16 protein-coding genes are annotated in these 20,285 nt (G+C 67.8%); 4 read left to right on the top strand and 12 right to left on the bottom strand.

Annotated elements, in window-relative coordinates; translation table 11 throughout:
• Positions 1–23: 23 nt before the first annotated feature.
• The 6 genes from QHF84_RS33755 to QHF84_RS33730 all read right to left on the bottom strand — a co-directional run bounded on the left by QHF84_RS33755 (position 24) and on the right by QHF84_RS33730 (position 5,929).
• On the bottom strand, positions 24–959 hold the full coding sequence (locus tag QHF84_RS33755) for a hypothetical protein (RefSeq protein WP_281317620.1): 936 nt from the start codon (positions 957–959) through the stop codon (positions 24–26).
• Positions 959–2,935, bottom strand: a complete 1,977-nt coding sequence (locus tag QHF84_RS33750) for a cytochrome C peroxidase (RefSeq protein WP_281317619.1) — start codon at positions 2,933–2,935, stop codon at positions 959–961. Before QHF84_RS33750 ends, QHF84_RS33755 begins: the two co-directional genes overlap by 1 nt.
• A gap of 180 nt (positions 2,936–3,115) precedes the next feature.
• Positions 3,116–3,514 carry a (deoxy)nucleoside triphosphate pyrophosphohydrolase gene (locus tag QHF84_RS33745; RefSeq protein ID WP_281317618.1) on the bottom strand — a complete coding sequence of 133 codons (399 nt, stop codon included), beginning with the start codon at positions 3,512–3,514 and terminating at the stop codon, positions 3,116–3,118.
• Between the two features lie 61 nt (positions 3,515–3,575).
• On the bottom strand, positions 3,576–4,619 hold the full coding sequence (locus QHF84_RS33740; RefSeq protein WP_281317617.1) for an FHA domain-containing protein: 1,044 nt from the start codon (positions 4,617–4,619) through the stop codon (positions 3,576–3,578).
• A 159-nt stretch (positions 4,620–4,778) separates the two neighbouring features.
• Positions 4,779–5,390 carry a Holliday junction branch migration protein RuvA gene (gene ruvA, locus QHF84_RS33735; RefSeq protein WP_281317616.1) on the bottom strand — a complete coding sequence of 204 codons (612 nt, stop codon included), beginning with the start codon at positions 5,388–5,390 and terminating at the stop codon, positions 4,779–4,781.
• Positions 5,387–5,929, bottom strand: a complete 543-nt coding sequence (locus QHF84_RS33730; RefSeq protein ID WP_281317615.1) for a hypothetical protein — start codon at positions 5,927–5,929, stop codon at positions 5,387–5,389. The genes ruvA and QHF84_RS33730 overlap by 4 nt, the downstream gene beginning before the upstream one ends.
• A gap of 96 nt (positions 5,930–6,025) precedes the next feature.
• Between QHF84_RS33730 and QHF84_RS33725 the strand changes: the two genes are divergently transcribed.
• Both QHF84_RS33725 and QHF84_RS33720 read left to right on the top strand, forming a co-directional pair.
• The gene (locus QHF84_RS33725) at positions 6,026–6,502 is read left to right on the top strand and encodes a hypothetical protein (protein WP_281317614.1); all 477 of its coding nucleotides are present in this window, start codon (positions 6,026–6,028) and stop codon (positions 6,500–6,502) included.
• Complete coding sequence (locus QHF84_RS33720; RefSeq protein ID WP_281317613.1) at positions 6,499–7,815, top strand: LysM peptidoglycan-binding domain-containing protein; 1,317 nt, start codon at positions 6,499–6,501, stop codon at positions 7,813–7,815. The genes QHF84_RS33725 and QHF84_RS33720 overlap by 4 nt, the downstream gene beginning before the upstream one ends.
• Here QHF84_RS33720 and QHF84_RS33715 read toward each other — a convergent pair.
• Positions 7,812–8,222 (bottom strand): hypothetical protein, encoded by a 411-nt coding sequence (locus QHF84_RS33715; RefSeq protein WP_281317612.1) that lies wholly within the window; start codon positions 8,220–8,222, stop codon positions 7,812–7,814. The two genes, QHF84_RS33720 and QHF84_RS33715, sit on opposite strands and share 4 nt — an antisense overlap.
• Before the next feature lie 69 nt (positions 8,223–8,291).
• On the opposite strand from QHF84_RS33715, the gene QHF84_RS33710 reads away from it, so the two are divergent.
• Positions 8,292–8,717 (top strand): hypothetical protein, encoded by a 426-nt coding sequence (locus tag QHF84_RS33710; protein WP_281317611.1) that lies wholly within the window; start codon positions 8,292–8,294, stop codon positions 8,715–8,717.
• 6 nt (positions 8,718–8,723) lie between these two features.
• On the opposite strand, the gene QHF84_RS33705 is transcribed toward QHF84_RS33710, so the two are convergent.
• From QHF84_RS33705 to QHF84_RS33685, 5 genes are all read right to left on the bottom strand, one after another.
• Positions 8,724–9,128, bottom strand: a complete 405-nt coding sequence (locus QHF84_RS33705) for a hypothetical protein (protein ID WP_281317610.1) — start codon at positions 9,126–9,128, stop codon at positions 8,724–8,726.
• Positions 9,125–9,628, bottom strand: coding sequence for a hypothetical protein (locus QHF84_RS33700; RefSeq protein ID WP_281317609.1), 504 nt, complete (start codon positions 9,626–9,628; stop codon positions 9,125–9,127). The genes QHF84_RS33705 and QHF84_RS33700 overlap by 4 nt, the downstream gene beginning before the upstream one ends.
• Positions 9,625–10,794, bottom strand: coding sequence for a radical SAM protein (locus QHF84_RS33695; RefSeq protein WP_281317608.1), 1,170 nt, complete (start codon positions 10,792–10,794; stop codon positions 9,625–9,627). The genes QHF84_RS33700 and QHF84_RS33695 overlap by 4 nt, the downstream gene beginning before the upstream one ends.
• A 547-nt stretch (positions 10,795–11,341) precedes the next feature.
• Positions 11,342–18,373, bottom strand: coding sequence for an RHS repeat-associated core domain-containing protein (locus QHF84_RS33690; protein WP_281317607.1), 7,032 nt, complete (start codon positions 18,371–18,373; stop codon positions 11,342–11,344).
• A 392-nt stretch (positions 18,374–18,765) separates the two neighbouring features.
• The gene (locus QHF84_RS33685; RefSeq protein ID WP_281317606.1) at positions 18,766–19,941 is read right to left on the bottom strand and encodes a urate hydroxylase PuuD; all 1,176 of its coding nucleotides are present in this window, start codon (positions 19,939–19,941) and stop codon (positions 18,766–18,768) included.
• A 157-nt stretch (positions 19,942–20,098) separates the two neighbouring features.
• Here QHF84_RS33685 and QHF84_RS33680 point away from each other — a divergent pair.
• A partial coding sequence (locus tag QHF84_RS33680; RefSeq protein WP_281317605.1) for a hypothetical protein occupies positions 20,099–20,285 on the top strand: 187 nt, incomplete at its 3' end.

Here is a 20,285-nt window from a genome sequence, read left to right as displayed (position 1 = left end):
TTCCGGGAGGCGTTTGCCGAGGACTACTCGTCGTTGATGGGCTCGGCGATGGGCACCGCGAAGTCATCGACCGAGCCATCGATGCCTCGAACCGCCACGACGCCATCCTCGTCCTCGGCCCATCCCACGGACACGCTGAGGAGCGGATCGCGCTCGCGCTTCGTGCGGCTCACGCTCACGCTCACCTGCACCACGCGCATCACCATGTCGGGCGGGAGCGCCTCGCTCTGCCCGAGGAGGGTCTCCGGATGGAACGACGGCGCGGGCCTGCGCGACGAAGGCGCGCGGGTCGTGCGGATGCGCGCGACGCCGATGACCATGGCGCCGTTCTTCGCCGTGGAGTCGAGCCCGATGCGGAGGTGACCACACGTCGTGGCCCCAATCTCCCCGCGCGGATCCACGTATCCCATCCGGTCCTGCGACGGCATCACGACCTGGAGCTCGTTGCCCTTTCGAAACCCGTACACCGCGTAGCTCGCGGGCCCCTTCGCGAGCGTGGTGAGCGGCACGCGTGTCGTCACCACCGGCCGGATGCTCGACGTTCGCGCGTCGAGCCAGGCGTCGACGATCTCGAGCTCCGCCTCGCCCGGCTTGCGCTCGACGAGGCGCTCGACACGCATCGGCAGCACGCCGCCCACGCGGATGCTGGTCCCCGCGAAGCCCGAAGGCGGCACGCCCTGCGGGATCGCGCCGATCGATACACAACGGCCTCCTTCGGCAGCCACGGTCGCGAACGACGGCTGCACCCTGTGCGCGTTCTCGTCGACGCGCACGCCGTCGATGCGCTCGCCCGCAGGAATCGCGTCGGGCGCGTCCTTCGGATGCAGCATCTCCGGCACGCGCGCCTCGGGCACCGACGAGAAGCTCGGCGTCCCCGCGGCCTCGGCCGGCGCGCCCGCCACGAAGGCGAGCGACGCCGCCGCGATCGCCACACACGAGCTCTTTGCGAGGCCGCGCATCACAGGCTCCTCATGTAGGCCTCGAGCGCGTCGAGGTCTTCCTTCGCGAGGTGCTTCGTGTGGCCCATCTTGCCGTCCGCATCGACCAACAGCGAACGCAAGGTCGCGTAGCGGCCGTCGTGGAAATACGGCGCCGTGCCGCCGACGAACCGCAGCGAAGGCGTGTCGAACGTGGCCGCGACGTCGGCATCGGCGCGGCTCGAAACGTCGTGCGCCGTGTGATCGGTCCACGCGCCCTCCTCGCGGTGGCACGTCCCGCAGCCCGTCTGCGCCGAGTGGAAGATCGCCTTGCCGCGCTGGACGAGCACGTCGTTCGTGTCGTCCCGCATCTCGGCCTGCGGCGGCCGCAGGCTCGTGGCGAACGCGATCAGCGCGTCGATCTCCCGCCGCGCGAGCCCCGCGCCGCCGAGCCGGCCGAACGTCTCCGCGAGGTGCGCCTCGACGCTGTCCCCGCGGCCCGTCCATCCATACGGCGCCGTCTTCGCGAGCCGTCCCGCGAGCATCGGCGTCTGTCGCGGCCCCTCCGGCGTCGCCCACGTCAGCGCGTCGTCGCGACCATCCGGATGGCAGCTCGCGCAGGCGCGGCCGTCGTTCGAGATGCGCTGATCGCCGCTCGCGTGAAAGAGCTTCCGGCCGAGCTCGAGATCGGCCGTCGCCGCCGTCTGCGCCTTGCGCGAGAGTCCGACGCGGAGGATCGCGGGCGCGTCCACGCGCGCCTCCACCGCATCCTTCGCGCCGAGCGGCGCGATCTGGAGCGTGCGATCGAACTGCGACCACACGACGAGCCGCCGGCCCTCCGGATCCACCGCGAGCCCCGTCGGCCCCGCGGCGACCGGGAAGCGGCGCCGCTCCGCCCGCTGCGGATCGGCCGCCGCCGCGTCGTACTCGATGACCGTGTCGATGCCGAGGCACGAGACGAAGAGCGAGCGCGAAGCCGGATCGATCGCCGCGGCCCGCGGCAGCAAGCACGCAGCGCGAGGCCGCGCCACGCCCACCATTTGCCGCACGTCCGGCTTCACGCTCACCGACTCGCCGAGCGGCTGCTCGGTGTCCTCGTCGACGACCGCGACCGACGCGACCTCCGGCGGGTTCATGCCGCCGCTGCCATATCCCTCCGAGCGCTCCTCGGCGAGCCCCGGATCCACGAGCACCTGCGGCGCGAAGATGCGGCCCGAGAGATCCGTCGACTTCGCGAGCGCGAAGCCCTGGCACGCGCGCCGCTCGATCTCCTCGCTGCCGCCGAAGAGGCCGACCTTCCCATGCCGGAGAACGCCCGCCTCGACCCCGCCCACGTCCACCGGACGCACGCGCTTCGCCCCGAGATCGACCACGCTCATCCGCGAGCCCACGACGTGCGCGACGAACGCCTTCTTGCCGTCGTCCGAGATCACCAGCGAGCGAGGCTCGCGCGGCAGCGGCACCTCGTACGCTCGTCCCATGCTCGCCACGTCGTACGCCGTGAGCGCCGCGCCCCAGGCGCTCGTCACGAGCAACGTGCCGTCGTCGGGCGTCGTCGCGAGCGCGACCGGCTCGACCGGCGTGGGCACCGTGCAGAGCGACGCGAGCGGCTGCGACGGATCCGCCTCCGGCTCGAGCACCTCGATCGCCGCCTTGTCCCGGAGCGCCACCACGACGCGGCCATCGGCCGCTACGAGGAGCTGCGACGGCGTCCCTCCGAGCTGCGTCGTCCCGAGCTCCTTGCCCGTCGCGACGTCGACCGTGTGGATGTTTCCGTCATCCTCGTCCGCGACGTACGCGATCGTCTTGCCTCCGGCCTTCGCCAGCGCGACCACGCCGCCTTGTCGCGCGCCCGCGAGCGGCTTCGCGCCCACGCCCGGGCGCACGCGCCCGCAGCTCCTCTCGCCGACACCCGGCGCCTTTGCTTCGGCGCCTCCTCGTCCCGTGCTCCCACACCCCGCCGCGAGACCTGCCGTCGCCGCAGCAACCAGACCGATGACCGCAACGCTCTTTCGCATGGCGCCTTCCTCTTCGAGTGGGGCTTCGGGTCGCCTACGGCGCCCTGCACCCCACACCCCAGCTCCCCGGGAGACACTTGCATTCCAAGAGCAGGACGCCGGCGCCCGCGGAGGAAATCTTGGACGAGCGTAGTCAGGTTTTGTTTTGCGCGCCGCGAAAAAAAGTCGCGCTCGGAGCCCTCAGCCCATGCCGAGCAGCTTGTTCATGCTCGCCTCGTCGGCGGGCGTGAACGGGTACTGATCGAACTCCGCGCTCGTGACCCACTTGAACGCATTCACCGCGAGCGGCGCGGGCTCGCCCGACGTGATGCGACACTCGTAGAGGTAGAGGTCCACGACGTAACGCTCGTACGGATGGCTCACGAAGGAGATGAGCTGCCCCGGCTCGACCTCGACCCCGAGCCGATGAAAGACCTCACGCTTGAGCGCCGCCGCGTCCGTCTCCGCGTCCTCCACGCGCCCGCCGGGAAACTCCCACAGGAGCGGTAACAAGGCCGTCGGACGGCGCTGCGTGATGAGGTAACGCCCTTCGTGCTCGATGACGGCAGCAACGACGCGAATCGTGCGCGGCGGTTCCATGGCCGACATTCTCCCCCGCCGAGACGCGCGGCGCCAGAAGCCGCGCGCCCGGCAAACCGTCTCAGAACTGAATGTTGATCCGGAAGAGCTGCTGACCCATCAGGAGGACGTCCCCGTCGATGAGGTCCACCTCCGACGAGATCCGGATGAACGTGCCGTTGGAGCTGCCGAGATCCGTGACGAAGAGCTGGCCCCGCTCGTAACTGATGCGGCAGTGCAGACCCGAGACGTAACCGTCCTCGGGGAAAAGCACGTCCCCACGCTCGCGGCCGAGGTGCAGGCCCGTCTCCGGGATCGGGAACGAGTTGCCCGTCGCGTCCCGGCCGATGATCAGCGCGATGCGACCCACGTAGCCCTTCGACGGGCTGCCGAGCCGCTCCACCCCGTCCGCCGTCGCCTGCATCGCCGAGAGCGCCTCGAAGCGGACGATCTCCTGGCCGATGCGGAACACGTCGCCGATCATCACGGCGATCGGCTCGTCGCGGCGCAACTTGCGGTAGACGCCGTTCAGCGAACTCTCGTCGCGCACCGAGAGCTTGCCGTTCTTCGACACGAACGTCGCGTGCCGCGGCGAGAGGTAGTTGTCGCCCGCGAAGATCGCCCCGACATCACGGCCGATCGTGAACGTCGCCGACGGGAGCGTATACGAGCCCGCCTCCGAGCCGTCCGCGCGGAGCGCCGTCAAGACGACCGTCATCGCGCTCGGCGTCGAGGCCACGGGCGGCGCCGCGGGCGAGGCCATCGCCGGCACGCTGCCGGGCTTCGGCAGCGTCAGCTTCGCGCCGCACGACGCGCAGAACCGGTTCGTCTGCGCATTCGTGTGGCCGCAGTCCTTGCACACCACAGGGCCCGCGGACGGCGCGGCCTGCGCCGCGATCGGCGGATGCACGGCCGCGGGCGCTGCCGGCGGGAATTGCGCGACGGCGCCTTTGACGCCCATGTCGTCCGTCACGGCGCCGGGCCGAACGGCAGGCATCCCCTGCGGAGGCGTCCCGCCCGTCGCAAACTTCTTCGGAGACGCGTCCCGCGGCAGCTCGGAGCCGCAGCCGAGGCAGAACTTGTAGTGGTCCTGGTTCTCCTTGTTGCACTTGGGACAGGTAATCACGCCGCCTCCTCGGGGGACTGCCGACACCGGCCCACCCGGACCGCGGCGCCGAGCATATTCGGGCCGATTTTTTTTGTCGAGGCTTCTTGCGCGGCACGAAGGCGCGCCGCGCGTACGTCGCGCCACCGTGGGATGTCGTCGTTCGTCCCGGAGAACGATTTACTTGGAGGAGAGGAGCGCGAGCGCCTCGCGCACGAGATCTCCGAGCGGCTCGGCCTGCACGCGCGCTCCGAGCGCCGTCACCGCACGCTCGGCCTCGGCCGGTCGGAAGCCCATCCGCGTGAGCGCGCCGTGCAAGAGCTCCGCCTTGCCCTCGGGCGCGACGGGCGCCTTCGCCTCGGTGCCCTTCGCGACGACGGGCGCCGCCGCGAGCTTGCCCTTGAGCTCCAGGATGAGCCGCTCCGCGGTCTTTTTGCCGACCCCGGGCACGGCCACGAGCCGCGACGCCTCGCCGCGCGCGATGGCCGACGCGAGCTCGCCCGCCGGCAGCGCGCCGAGGATCGACATCGCGATCTTCGGCCCGATGCTGGAGACGCCGATCAGCGATCGGAACGCCGCCCGATCGTCGCGCGTCGGGAAGCCGTAGAGCGCGAAGGTGTCTTCCCGGACGTGCGTGTGCACGTACAGGGTGACCACGTCGTCACCCTCCCGCGACGCACGTCCGAGCGCGCCGAGCGGCACCGTGACCTCGTAGCCGACCCCCCCGACGTCGATGACGACGACGCCCTCGGCCGAGTCCTCGACGATGCGGCCCGTGAGTCTGCCGATCAATCCTTCTTCGCTCCCTGCGCGATCCAGCGGCGAACCGTGTCGCGCGTCGCCTGCGGCAGGAGGTCGCCCGTGAGCGGCATCGTGCCGCCGCACGCCGCGTCGCAGACGACGGCGCTGCACGTGAGCGTGCCGTCCATCTTGTGCATGAGGAAGCTCGTCTCGGGGCTGTTCGGCTCGATGATCTTCATCCCGGTCGCCTTCGTCGCGGCCACGCCGACGTTCTGCGAGAAGATCGCGTCGATCTCCGCCTGGGTCGGCGCGGTCGCGCTGTTGGCCGGGCCGAGGTAGGGCTGACCGGGCATACCGGAGACGGCGCCGTGGCACGACGCGCCGCCGATGCCGCAGGAGTTGCGGAAGATCGGGAGCACGTCACCGGAGAACGTCACCGCGGGGCTCGCCTTGTCGAACGACCCGTAGTCGTAACAAGTATCGTCCCCATTTCCTTCGTCGGAGCAACCCGCCACGCCGAACGCCAGCGCAGCGAGAGAGGCAAGAGCAGCAATCGTCAAGGATACGAGTTTGTTCGAGCGCTTCGGCATGGGCCCGACCCTACCAGAATTCCGCGCCGTGACAGCAGGAGATAGGCCGCTGCTCGCTTGGCCCACGCACGCCTTGGGCACTACCATCGGTGCGGCATGCGGTCCCTCTGCGCCCTCGCCTTCGTCCTCCTCGCATCCGGCTGCGCCGGCGGGGGGCAAGATGCCCTCCGCAAGGAGATCGAGGCGCTGCGCCAGGAGGTGGGACGCGTCCGTGCAGACAACAACATCCTCGCGGCCCGCGTCGAGACGCTCGAGCTCGCGAACACCAAGCTTTCCGCGCGAAATCCCGCGCCCGTGAGCGCCCCGAAGAGCGCCGAGGACGATCGACCCTCGCTCGACGTCGTGCACCTCGCGCCGACCCCCGAAGGCGGGACGACCGCGTCGCTCGCGCCGATCGCTGCAGCACAAACCGATGACGACCCGGGCGCTTCGAACGAGCCCGACGACGCACCTCGCCCGGTCCTCCGCTCCACGGCCCGGGGCGAGGTGCTCACCCACCCCGCGGCTCCCGCGCCGGCAAGCCCCGCGAAGGGCAAGCGCCCCCTCCCGAGCACCCCGAGAACGGCACCATGAAGGACACACGCGCCCTCGCCCCCGCCATCGTCCTCCTCTCCCTCGCGGCCGCGGGCCACGCAGACGCGCAGGACGGCTCCGAAGCCGCGCCCTCCCAGGGCAACGGCGCGCAGGTCACGATCGTGCAGGTCCCGCAGACGCCGGCGCCGGCAACACAGGTCGTCGTGCCGGGTTACCCGCAGCCCGGCTACAACCCGGATGCGCATCTGCCGTCGAGCTCGCGCTCCACGGTCGACACGTCACGCGCGGCGGACGGCTTCGATCTGCTCCCCGATCCGGCGTCGAGCGAGACGGTGCGCGGCACGGCGAACGGCGGCTTCGTGCTCGAAGGGCAGCACGTGCCCGAGATCCACAGCGTGCGCACGGGCGACACGCTCTGGGACATCTCGAGCCGCTACTACAAGAACCCCTATAGCTGGCCGCGCCTCTGGGCGCAGAACCCGCAGATCCAGAACCCGCACTGGATCTACCCCGGCGATCAGGTGCGGCTGCGCGACGCGGGCGACAGGGACCTGCCCGGCATGAAGCGCCTCATCGCCGGCGTGCGCAAGGTCGCGCCGCAGACGATCTTCCTGCGCGACACGGGCTGGCTCGACGACAAGAAGGACGACGTCTGGGGTGAGATCAACGGCAGCCCCGCGGACAAGATGCTGCTCAGCGCGGGCGACGACGTGTACGTCAAGCTCGACGAGAACCACGAAGTCGCCGTCGGTCAGCTCCTCACCATCTTCCGCCCGCTCGTCACGAGCGGCGACGCCGCGCAGAAGGGCCAGCTCGTCTCGATCCGCGGCACGCTCCGCGTCGACCGGATCAACACGCAGACGCGCATGATCCGCGGCCGCGTGATCGAGTCGCTCGACACCGTGGAGCGAGGCGCGAAGGTCGGCCCGGTCGACCGAAGTTTCGTCGTCGTCCCGCCCGCGACGAGCGCCGACGACATCGACGCGAAGATCGTGGCGGCGCTTTATCCGCACGCGTTCTACGGGCAGAACCAGATCGTGTTCCTCGACAAGGGCGAAAAAGAAGGCGTCAAGCCGGGCATGCGCTTCTTCGCCTTGCGCCGCGGCGATCGCTGGCGCCACACGTTGCGCGGCGCGGGCAAGTTCGCCACCGTGCGACCCGTCATCGAGGACGATCGCCCCGCGCAGACAGAGAACCTCGCGCCGCCCGGCGACGACAACCTCTTCCCGGACGAGACGTACGCCGAGCTGCGCGTGGTCAAGGTCCGCGAGCACACGGCGACGGCGCTCGTGACGGCCTCGTCGCACGAGATCGAGCGCGGCGCGTTCGTGACGGCGCGCAAGGGGTACTAGGGAGAGGCCGGTCCTCCGAGCCAGACGGGGACGAACTTCGGCGAAACCAGCGCCAGGATGCACGCCGCGGCCGCGAGCACGGCCCCGCCGTGAAGGAGCGCGAGCCCGGCGCGCGTAACACCCTTCGGCTGGGTTTGGCCGACGGAGCTCGCGGCCGCCAGCGCGTTGGCGAGGGGAATCGCGAACGCGAGCCAGAGGAGCGGCGACGTGGTCTCGCCCGGGGACTTCGGCGTCACGAGCGCGGCGACCAGCAGGTACGCCGAGAAGAGGTAGATCGTCGGGCTCTTGATGCGCCGCGCCGCGAGGTGCCCGCGGCCCTCGCGCATGCCGCGGACGCCTCGGATCACGGCCACGAGGGCCGCGGCGAGGAGCCAAGCGACGCTGAGAAACCAGACCAGGGGGTACATCGCGTCCGCGCGGAAGATTCCGCCATACCACGAACCAACCGTACGCCCGTCGTGGTAAACAAAGAAACCATGAAGCGTGCGGCCCTTCCGCTCGGTCTCGCCCTCCTTGCTCTCTACGCGATCGTGCCCTTGGGCTGCGGCTCGAGCCAGCCTGCGCAGCCGCAGGGCCCCGCGATCGGCGTCGTCGACGCGCAGGTCGTGGTCGAGAGTTGCCCCGACCAGAAGACGATGAACGCCAAGGCCGCACACGCGACGATCCAGAAGCTCGTCGAGAAGTGCAGCACGGTCCCCAACGGCACTGCGCACTTCTCGACCACGCTCATGCCGGGTGGTCGGATCATGCTCGCGTCCCCGTCCGGCAACCCGGACGACGGCGTCGTGCCCACGTGCGTGCTGTCGAACCAGCTCACGCACCGCGTGTATCTCAAGCAGCCGTGCAAGTTCGACGTGAAGCTCGAAGAGCGCAAGGTCGAGGCGCAAGCGGCCGCGGAGTGAACCGCGTCATCGCGGGCAGTACCACGATGGCAGCGGCCACGGGTTCGGCGTCTGCGTCATGAGCGCCCAGCCGAAGTAGACGAAGTCCACGAGCAGCACGAGCCCGCCCGCCCGCGCCACGGCCATCACCGCGCTCGGCCGCGAGAGCCAGCGCGCCCGCGCAGCAAGCACGTACACGGCCGCGCCCGCGGCGAGCGCGAACACGAGCCCCACCGCCGTTCGCCCGTACCAATCCATCCCGAGCCCCGCCGGCCGCGACGCGAAGACGAACCTTCGTTCGAGCGGCAAGTACCAGGGCACGGGCGACTTGCGCGCCGCGCTCACCAGAAACACGAGCCCGTACGCGAGCCGCGCCGCGAGGAACGCGAGGAAGAGCCGCGCCGAGGGTGAAGGCGGCTTCGTCTCGCTCATCCGATCCCCCGCACCGACGCGACGAGGATCCCGAGCGTCACGTTCAGCCACACCACGCAGCACACGAGAAAGCTCATCACCGCGTAGATGCGCACGAGCCAGCGCTCCTCCGCGGGTTTGAGCGTGAACGCGAGCGCGCCGAGCCCGAGCGCCACGACGAGCGTGAGCGACGCGTACACTTCTTTGACGTCGAACAGTCCGGCGTACAGCGGCGCGTACCGATCGAGGTAGATGCCGCGCACGTGATAGCGGTACGTCGGGTAGAGCAGCGCGCCCACGACGAAGGTGAAGACGTACGCGACGGCGACGACCTTCGCCCAGGTCTTCTCGGTCGCGACGCGGATGAACCGATCCCGCAGGTAGTGGCGCATCGTGAGGGCGTGGTGCGTCGCGGCGCCGACGAGGACGATGCTTCCCGCGGTATGCAGCACCATGAGCAGGCGCCGCGCGCCGTAGAGGAACACGGCTTCGGTCTCGGGCGGCGCGCAGGGGTCGATCATGACGAGGCCTCGTCGCGTCGCACGCGAGGGCACTCGGGGTCGGGGCGGAAGGTGTTCGCAGTCGACGCTCGGGGGCTACGCTCGGACAAGCCGAGCTGCGCCCCCGAACCCCCCGCGTGCCGCGAGACGACCTGGCAACCGCCGCGGCAGACCGGAAACAACGTGCAGGAGGCGCAGGGCTCCGGCGGGGCCGCGTGATACGCGCGGAAGCGATCGATCTCCTCGCTCGACGAAGGCGAGAAGCTGCACGGCGCAGCACGCCCCGCGACGTCGAGCGCGCCGAGGTACCTGCCGGCCTCGCAACCGAACACGCCGAGCGAAGCGAGTATCTCCGCCGCGCGAGGTTCTTCTGCGAGCGCCTCCGAGAGCAGCGGCACGAGGGCACAATCGATCCGGACCGAAAGACGCCGCCGATGCACGATCGCGGTGATCGCAGGCCAGAGCGCTTCTCGCTGCGCCGCCGAGAGCCGCGCCTCGAAGTAACCGATCCCCGCCGCGCGGCCCTGCGGCTTGTACCGCAAGAGCTGAAGCTCTCCCGCGCCGAGATCCGCGACACGTTCGGCCGTGGCGTCGAGATGCTCGAATGATCGTCGCGTGAGCACGAGGTTCACGCCGACGGGGATTTTTGCGCGCGCGAGAACTTCGATCGCGCGCTCGGCGACCCGCGCGCCGTCGAACCCACGCACGGCGGCGTACGCGCCGCCCACGCCGTCATGGCTCACGTTGATCTGCGCGAACGCCCGGAGCTCCTTGGCGCGCTCCTCTCGCAACCCGAACCCACTCGTCGTCATCACGGGCACGAGCCCGAGCGAACGCGCGAAGGCCGCGAGCGCGCCGAGGTCCTCACGAAGCAGCGGCTCTCCACCGCCGAAGGCCACGGTCGAAGCGCCGAGCTCGGCCGCGGTGACGAGCCTCGCGCGAAGCTCGTCGAGAGAAGGCTCCGCGCCGTCGGGCCGCGCGTCGAGGTAGCAGTCGGCGCACGGTGCGTGGCAACGCGCGTTCACCGCGAGGTGGACTTCGAGCGGTCGTGGGGGCGCGGGCGCGTCCGCAGGTTGCCCCACGGGAACGCCGAGCCGCGCGGCGAGCGCGTGATCGACGGCGACGAGGGTTCGGTCATCGAGACGAACCCACGCGCCGAAGGGCTCGGGGCGGGACCAGGGGGGCACGAAGGGAACGCTCTAGTGCGGACGTGCGCGGGCGTCACGGGGGCGAGCGGGCGGGGGCGTGGGGTCGATGGGAAACATGCTGGGCTCGATCCTCCACCTCACGACGTCACGCCTTCACGGAACGGCCCCGTCTCCCCGGACCCACGCCACCCACGCCTTAGAGTGCCGGCGCCATCTCCCGGAGCCCACGCCGCCACGTCAAAACCGTGCGACCTCGTGTCTCCGGAGACTCGACGCCGTCCTCCGGGACCGACGAGCCCACGTCGAAATCCTACATCCTCCGTGTCTCCGGGGACTCGACGCCACCCCTCGGACGGTCGAGCTCACGTCGAAATCCAGCGACCTCGTGTCTTCGGAGACTCGACACCGTCCCCCTGAGCCGACGGCCCCACGTCGAACGCCTGCAGTGCTGGTTCCCCGTGGACTGGACGTCCGCGCGGTCGAGGTACGGCACAACCAGCCTTGCCTGGTCGCACGGGAACATGCGCGGAGGGAGGGGGGACGGCAACGGGCGCGCCGTCCCCGTACGTGTGGCGGGTGTCTGAAGCTACTCTGCCGTCTCTTGTTCGACCCGTGTCATGGGCTGCACGGACGAGAAATCGTACAGATACTCGTGCAGCGTATTCAGCACCGTGTCAACGAGATCCCGCGAGGTATTGAACCTCTCCGGATTGCGCGAGATGAGATGGTAGACGTTCCCATCCAATGGCATGCACATCCCGATCTCCGGGGGCTGCGTGCGGTAGGTCATGTAAATCTGGAAGAGGGACAACGCGATTCCTACGACGGTCGCCCTCGTTCCGATGGAAGCAGCTCTGAGCGCGAGCCCCTTATTTCTAACGAGGAGTCCCAAGGATTCGGCAAGGATGGCGCCCAGATCGGTCTCAGCTGCCACAAATATCGCTCCATCCAGGTTGGTTCGATCCTGACTCGGCTTGATGGCAAAGCTACCGAGCGTGAACAGATCCCCGAGGATTGCGAAGGACTTTCCGAATACTGCAGGGAGGATGCCTTCAGCATCGGCCATCCGCCCGCTTGTGAACCACTCGATTACCTTCCCGGCCACGAAGCTCGCTCCGGTGGAACCGAGCGCAACAAAGCCCACACCCGTCGAGACATCGTTCCGGAGCCCATCGTAGGAGACGGGTAGAGTTGCGGCCTCCGCCGAGGACACCGGCACCGGATCGACCTGGGGCGGCGTGTCCCACTCCTCGCCCTTGCTTCGATACACTGTGCTGGGGGGGGTATTGCCGAAGTAGTAAGAACCGCTCCCTCCGCCATCGCCACCACTACCACCAGGGAACGTGGTCCCGAACTCCTCGGTCTTCACCTCGATGTCGACTTTACCGCCCTTGACGGGAATGCAATCCTCGTCCTTCTTGCCCTCCTCGTCCAGCCCCGATGGATCTACGACGGAAAGCGGACGATTCCACGCATAACTATAGCGGTTCAGGTCCGCGAGCATGAACGGCGCCTGCACGATCGGATCCGGGCTGATGAAGCGTCCCACCGAAGGGGCATACATCCGCCCGCGCATGAACGTGAATCCTCCGTCGAGCCGGCCCTCGTGACCGGTGAAGCCGGGCTTCACCAGCGAGTCGGTGCTGAACAACGTCGAATCGGTCCAATCGTCCGGATCACGCGCCTCGCCCCAGGGACTGTAGCTGCGCTCCTCCACGACGTTCCCATTGGCAGCCATGACCAGGTCGGTCGATCCCAGCGCATCGGCCAGCACGTAGTGGACATCGGCCTGCGTCACGTTGCCATTGTTGCCGTAGAGCCGCGTCAACTCGGCCACCGTGCGGCTTCCCACCTTCACCAGGTAGGTATGCTTGGCCATCGCGAACGGCTCGTTGAGCTTGCGCTCGCGCCGGTAGAGCTCGCCGACCAGCACCGTCTCCGTCTGGCTCTGGTCGTCGAAGCGCCGCACCCGATTGCCGTCGGCATCGTAATCGAGCTCCAGCTCGTAGTCCGGCAGGCTCATGATCGACTTCACACGGCCGAACGGATCCCAGGTCAGCGCGGTGTTCACGCCGTTCACCGAGCGGGCGATCAGCGCGCCATTCTGGTTGTACCAGAACTGCTCGTCACCGGCGCTCGCGAGCCTCTCGTTCTGGTAGGTGTACGTGCCGACCCCCGTGCGATCCAGCAGATTGCCGAACGGGTCGTACGCGTAACTCTCGGTCCTGGTGTCCACGCCCTTCTCGGCCAAGGCGCCGACGAGCTGGTGCTTCGGATCGTAGCTGAATGTCTCGCTCTGCGCGCGCACGTGGTCGATGCGCTTGTGCAGGTCCATGCCCTTCGTCCATTGCACCTCGAGATCTTGCACCGTGACGGACGTATTCTGCTGCTCGATCACCGAGCGGATCCGCTCGAGCCTGCCGGTCGAAGCATCGAACTGACGCGTCGTCAGGGCGCCGTTGCCGAGCCGCTCCTCGTGCGTTCCGCCGAAAGGATCCGCCGCGAGCTGCTCCCAGAACGTGGTCCCTTCGTTGCCGGTGACCTCCAGCAGGTGCCCGTAGGCATCGTAGGTCCGCTGGACCGCGAACGATGTACCGGCAAAGGGGTCCGGATAACGCACGTTCAGGGGGCGTCCGAACGAATCGTAATCCATTTCGACGGTGAACGAGTCACCGTTGATGGTCCACTCCGTCGTGTTCAGTCTGCCGAAGGCGTCGTACAGGTAGAGCCTGGAATTCCCATCGCGCGAGACCGACTCGTGCAGGGCCCCGGGCCGCGTCACGTCATAACTCCAGAGGGTGGTCCCGCCTTCCGAGTCCAGGATCTCGTCGAGCCGGCCCAGCGCGTCGTAGTGATGAAGGAGCTCCTCGCCCTCGGCATTGAGCGAGCGCCTCATCTGACCCAAAGGATCGTAGTCGAAGGTCTGCAGGCCGGTCTGCGCGTCGTCCAGGGTCAGACGCTGGTTGTAGAGGTCGAGCCCGATGAGCACCGGCGAGCGCAGCGCGGTCGGCTGGCACGGGGCGACCTGGTTCATGCCCTCGAAATGGCCATACTCGTAGCACATCTCGGTGTAGCTGCCGGGAACGTTCGCGTCCTCGGCCTTGTGGCCGTCCGCCGAGCGCACGAGGTTGCCTCGCGTGTCCGTCAGGATCCAGGTCTGGTTCTCGTCCGGATCGATCTGCGTCGTCTTGAGGCCCTCATAGATCCAGCGCGTCGAGGTGAGCCCATCGATGCCGCTCGGATCGATGCGCTCGATCAAGCGGCCCTGCACGTCGTAGTACATCCTCGTCCACACCACCGGCTGGCCCGTCTTGACCGGCACCGACGTCCTCACCAGGCGTCCCCGGTGATCGTATTGGGCATAGCGGAACACCTCGTATTCGTCCTTGAAGCCCTTCGACACGGTCTGCGCGGGGCGGCCGAGCACGTCGAAGGTCGTCTCCGAGTGGCCGTGGCCAGGCGTATCGACGATGACGCGCGGAGGCAGGAACGCCAGGGGCTCGTAGGTGATCGTCGCGCCGGGGCTCATCGGCGTGTTCTGGGCCCAGACCTGCGCGAAGGTCGGGCGGCCGAATCGGTCGTAGTTTTGAATCGTCTTCACGCCGCTCGGATCGGTCGAGGAGAGGAGCGTACCGAGGCCCGGCTCCCAGGTCATCGAGGAGATGTGACCCAGCGCGTTCGTGCGCGTGATCGGGAATACGCCATTCGCGCCATACGTGAGGACGGTCGTCCGATCATTGCCTTCCGCATCCCAGACGTGAACCGAGCTCACGTTGCCGTAGCTGTCGTAGCCGTACGCCGTGAAGGAGCGATGCTCCGGGAGATCCGGCTCCACCGTGACCAGATCGGTATCGCCGAACGCGTTGTACGTCATCGCGACCGTGCGGGTCTTCGGCTGGGGATCCGCGGGCACGAGCTTGTGCGTCACCTCGCGCTTGCGGAGCAGTCCGAGCTGCCAGCTCGTGAGCCGGTGCTCGTACTCCAGTTCGGTCTCGTAGCGCGCGCCGGAGATCAGGTCCTCGCTGCAATACGTCGTCGGAAAGCCCTGCGCATCGAGCGCGCCCGTCGCCCACATGTCCATGGTGCTCATGCAGGAATCCGGGTAATTGATATCGTGCGTCGTCCGACCAATGCCTTGCCATTGGTCGGTCAACGGAACCATCTCGCCCAGCCCCACCAGGTTCTCCACGGCCTCCGGCGTCAGGGTGTACCACGGCTGCGACGAGCAGCAGTCCCACCAGGCCTCGACGTCATCGAACGTGCGCACACGCGAGTTCATCTTCACGGGCTGGAAGTAGTACGTCTCCGGGAGAGGGCCTTGCCAGTCCGGATCGCCCTGGAAGTCACCTCCCAGCAGGGTATCGTATGCATAGTTTTCCAGGACGGCCCGAGCTCCCTCCGGATGATCCGGATCGGTGTTCCGGATCATCGTGACCGCTGCGGTGAGCTTTCCCGCGTTCGGAATGATGACGGAACCCGTGGCGAAGTTGAAGGGTTGCTCCGGGTAGTGCCGGTACAGCTCCGAGCGCACGCTGGCATAGTCCTGCGGTGGGGCATCCGGCCCGGTCGCACCGGCGTCGTTCAGCATCCGGCGGGTGAAGCCGAGGAATTGGTTGCCCGCACGGTAGCGCTGCGCGTCCTCGTAGAAGTAGTCGGTGCGCTGCGACCCGACGGTCGGCGAGATACCCAGGGGGCTGAGCAGGCTTGCGACGAGCGGCCGTGTATCGAAGGGCCGCGAGTCCGAGTCGTTCGTGTACGGATGCCACTGCGACGAGCATTCGGACTCGCGATAGACGCTCACGTCGGTCATGGGTTTGTAGTGCACGGACCATTGCGCACCATGGCCGTTCGAGACGCGCTGCACGAGGTCGGGCACGTCGCCCTGGCGGATGTGGAAGTCCAGAAGCCACGGGTCGTTGTGCGGGTCGTTATCGCCGTCCGGATTCGTGGTGCGAGCCATCACGTCCAGCAAGCCGTCGGCGTTGTAATCGCCGAGCGACAGCATTCGCTCGTCGAGCTTCCACGGCAGGGCCGGCAAGGTCGTCGGGGTCCACTGCAGGGAGGCGAACGCATTCAGCGGATACTCGAGCACGTGAGGACGCGCGTCCGGGTCCTGGGGGGCGTCATTGCGCATCAGCAGCTCGGCGCGCCCGTCCCGGTCCCAATCGACGAGGTGCGCGCTCAGGAACTGCGCGTGAAAGGACGCGGCGCCGTACGTGTGGTCCCAGTCGTGGCTCCGGACGAAGTGACCGCCGATGTTGAGCCACACCTCGATGCGGCCCTCCCACTGCGCGCCCCAGTCGTCGAGCATCTCGCCGTCCTGCTGGTTCACGAACGGGCTCAGGTTGTTTTCTTCGAGCGTGGCGTCGGATTCGAAGCGCACCACGTCCGGGAGCCCGTCGCCGTTGACGTCGCCCACCTTGTCCGCGCCGAGGCCGTTGCCGCGGCACAGGGCACCATACTCCTGCAGGCAGGCCCAGTTCGCGCCCTCGGCAGCGTGGAGCCGCTGGTAAAAATCGAACGGCAGATCCGTGTCGACGTCGTGGAAATTATTGCCATTGTTGCCCGGGTTCTTGCGATACAGGATCGCGCGGTATGTCTCGTTCTGTAGCTCCACGGGGCTGAGCCAGTGGCCCCCGGAGATCACGGGCGGCCACTTGCCGTCCGGATCGTTCTCGACCTGGGTATCATTGCTGTACCCATAGATGTACATCAGGTTGTCCGACCCATCCCCGTCGAAGTCCATGACGTGGACCTTGTCCAGGACCGAGCAGGGGTAGCTTTCCAGCACTCCGTCGATGTCGTAGTAAATGCGGTTCGAGGGGCCGTTGGTCTCGTTTTCGAAATAGTGCCAGAAGCCGCGATACAGGGTCGAGCCTTCCAGGACTCCAGGCAACGTCTTGTACGCCTCGGGGCCGAAGTACGCGTCCAGGTTCTCGTTCTCGATGCAGGCCATCAAGTCCGTCAGCCCGTCGCCGTTGAAATCTCCAGGCACCGCCAGCAAGATCCGGTTTCCGACGGGCGGAACCCTGGTCGGCGAGGGGTACATCAACCCCGTCTCCCGGACCTCCGCGAAGATTTCGGTGTCGTTGTCGTAACGGGTCTCGTCGCATACGGACTCCTGCACCAGGATCTGCAGGCCGTCGCCGAAGCCCCGATACATCGGATTCGTCGAGGTGTAGCCTTCGACGCCCATCACGTCGGTGCGGGAATCGCCGTTGTAATCGATGTTCGAGATCCCGATCGCGTCACCGGGCAGCAGGTAATCGCGGCACTGATTGTCGATGTCGCAGAGCTCGACGGGACTCTGGGGAATGGGCGGCGGCGTGCGCACGAGGATGTTCGTGTCGATGATCTGCGACTCCTGCGGGGTCGGGCGGATGGCCCAGAAGCTCCATGTCTGGGGCTGATTGCTTCCATCCGCTGCGGGAGCGACGAGCAGGTCGGTCGTGCCATCATGATTGCCATCGAGCTGCGTCATCTGAAACACCGCAGCATGGTCTGTCTCGGGGACTCCATGCACGGGGAAGAGATTGCTGTCGAAGGCGAAGTCCCCCTGCGCGTCCTCCAGGGCGATCTCGCCATTGATGGCGCCGCTCTGCCACGTGAAGCTCGTCTCGGGCTTGCAGACCTCCCCGTCGTTCTCGTACACGCACTCCTTTACACTCTCCAGCAAGAACTTCTTCGTCGTGGATGCGAGGTTCGTGTACTGAAATTTATACTGCCGTACCATGCGCTCGCCCTCGGCGGCGATGGCCGACGGGGCGAACGTCAGGATGCCCGTCAGCCGGCGAGGCTGCCGATATCGCGTGCTGCTGAAGAAACCGTCCATCATCTCGTCGCGCGCCAGACGGTCGTACTGGAGCTCGACCCGGCGCGTGTTGTTCGCGTAGCGGATCTGCTCCAGCCGATGCTCGAGCCGCGAGGCGGTGCCCAGCGCGTCGTTGAAATTGTCCTGGTACGTGTAGTGGAACGTCATCGTATTGCCGTGTGCGTCCTCTACCCGGGTCAACTTCCACGCGTAGGGCCGCCTCACGACACCCCCGGCGGCGTCCTGCTCGAACTTGTAGACGCGGCTCTGGTCATCGGTGCCGTAGAATTGCTTCGAGCCGTCGGGCAACTGCACCTCGAAGCCGGGCAGCCCGTCCGGTGAGCTCACCGCGACGACGCGGCGGTGGTCATCCTGATAGAGGCGGTACACGCGGCCGATCTTCAGGGCGTTCTCCAATCCCACGAGCCGCACGCCGTCGAGACAGAGCCAGTCCGCCGCATACACGGGGCCCCCTGCTCCGTCGTCGCGGTACGTGATGGGATAGACATCGAAGTCCTCGCTGAGCGTATGGCCGCAGCGTTTGATGCTCGAGGTCGCGGACAGCGAGAAGCCCACGCCCATGTCTCCGCTGCCGCCGCTGCTGTTGTAATTGACGCTCAGCGAAGGCACGAGGCCGCCGACGCCGGGTGGGACCTGGATGGGGATGGAGGTGACCGCCGCGCCGGTCGAAGTCACGGCCAAACCGCCTCCCGTATTTCCGGCCGGCGCCGTGTCGCTGAGCTGGCCGTCGGGGCTGGCGAAAGCCGATCCATAGGGCAGTGCCAGGATCAGCAATGATGCAAGCATCCTGCGTATCATCATGAAGTTCCTTGTTTCTTCGAGTGCGCGGGCGATCCCACGTCGGCCAGCCCAAGGGCAAGCTTCGGGCCACAGGACGCGCGCGCGGAGACTCCCCGTTCAAGAGGCTCGGACGACGGTCGGTGTCATAGGCGCGTGACACTGACACGGCCGCGTAACAGCCGCGCTCCGCCCGCCGTCATGCTCACGTGACAGCCCCCGAGGGGCACGAGAGCCTCGCGTGTGACCGCCACGAAAGCGGCACGCGGGTGAAATGGCTGCTCGGCATCAGAGCGAAGAGCCGCCGACGATGGCGGAGGGCGTGTCGCAAACAGGACGAGCGATTCCCTCGCGCCCCCCGAAACCGGCGCCCCCGCCCCTCCGCCGAAACGCCCCCGCCCCTACTTCCCCTGCGACTCGATCCACACCTTGAGCTGGGCCCTCTCCTCGTCCGTCATCGCCGTCGCATTCCCGAGTGGCATATCCCGGGTCACGCTCGTCCGCTGCACCACCTTCTCCGCCTTTGCCAGCACCTGCTCTGGCGTCTCCAGGATGAACCCTGCCGGCGGCGCGATGAACGTCGGGTGCGTCGGCTTCTGCGAATGGCACGGCACGCAGCGCTTTTGCACGATCGCCATCGCCGTCGCCGTATCCACCGGCCCCACCACCGGCGGCGGCGCCGGCCGCATGAAGCTGAGCCCCATCGCGCCCCCGAACGCCGCCGCCACCGCCACGAGGAGCGACCTCTCTTTGCGGTCGTGCTTGAAAGAGATGTTCAGGTAATGGCGGATCGTCACGCCGCCCGCCATCAAGAGCCACAGGATCAGCCACGCGCGGTGATGGTTGTAGGCCAGCGCGAAATGGTTGCTGATCATCGCGAACGTGACCGGCAGCGTGAAATAGTTGTTGTGCTGCGATCGCCGCTTCGCTTGCTCGCCGTGCCGCAGATCGAGCGGCTGTCCGGCATTGAGCTGTTTTCGCATGGCGATGTGGTGGGGCACGATCGACGTCCACACGTTGAGCCCCATGCACGTCCCGAGCATCGCCCCCACGTGGATGTACGCCGCGCGCCCGCTGAAGACGTGCTGATACCCGTACGCCGCGAGCCCGACGAACACCGCCATCACCGCCAGGATCACGCGGTTGTCTTCAATGAAGAAACAAAGCTCGTTGTAAAAGAACCAGCACGCCAGGATCGACGCGATGCTGATGCCCACGGCCGCCGTCGGCCCGATGTCCGCCACGCTCGGGTCGATGAGGTACGTCCGCGCGCCGTACCAGTAGATCCCCGCGAGCAAGAGCGCCCCCGTGACCAGCGTCGTCTTCGCGGGCCAGGCGTGGACGAGCAGCCGCTCGGGGTGGGCGTTCGGCCAGTATTGCTCGTGATAATAAAAACTACCGCCGTGGATCTCGTCGAGCGTGCCCCGGATGTTCTCCTTCAGCACCTTGCCCTTCGGCGGCCGTACGGACAGGTCGAACCAATTGAAATAAAACGACGTCCCCACCCACGCGATCCCCGCCATGAGGTGGAGCCAGCGAAGCAGAATCGCGATCCAGTCCTGGAATACCGCCATCATCGTACCGGTCCGGCCCCTATACCGCTTCCAACGTTCGGGGGCTACGCTCGGCAAAGCGAGCTGCGCCCCCAAACCCCCGGTCCCCTGGCGTCGACGCGCGCGCTCGGTACGGAAGCTTTCTCCGGCCGATCCGTGCTTTTCGGGCTAAACTCCCGCCGTGGCTCTCCGCTCGTTCTTTTCCCGGCGCGGCGCCGTCTGGGGGCTCGGCCTCACCGCCCTCGTCGCCCTCGGCTGCGCCGCCGTCACCACCGCCCCGCGCCTGACCGCCGGGACCACCCCCGCGCCCGCGGTCGCCGCCGCCGCCGCCCCCGCCTCCGCGTCCGCCGCCGCCCCCGCGGCCGCCG

It is taken from the genome of Polyangium sp. y55x31 (assembly GCF_029946505.1).
Lineage (GTDB): Bacteria > Myxococcota_A > Polyangia > Polyangiales > Polyangiaceae > Polyangium.
This window is presented reverse-complemented; position numbering and strand designations above follow the sequence as displayed.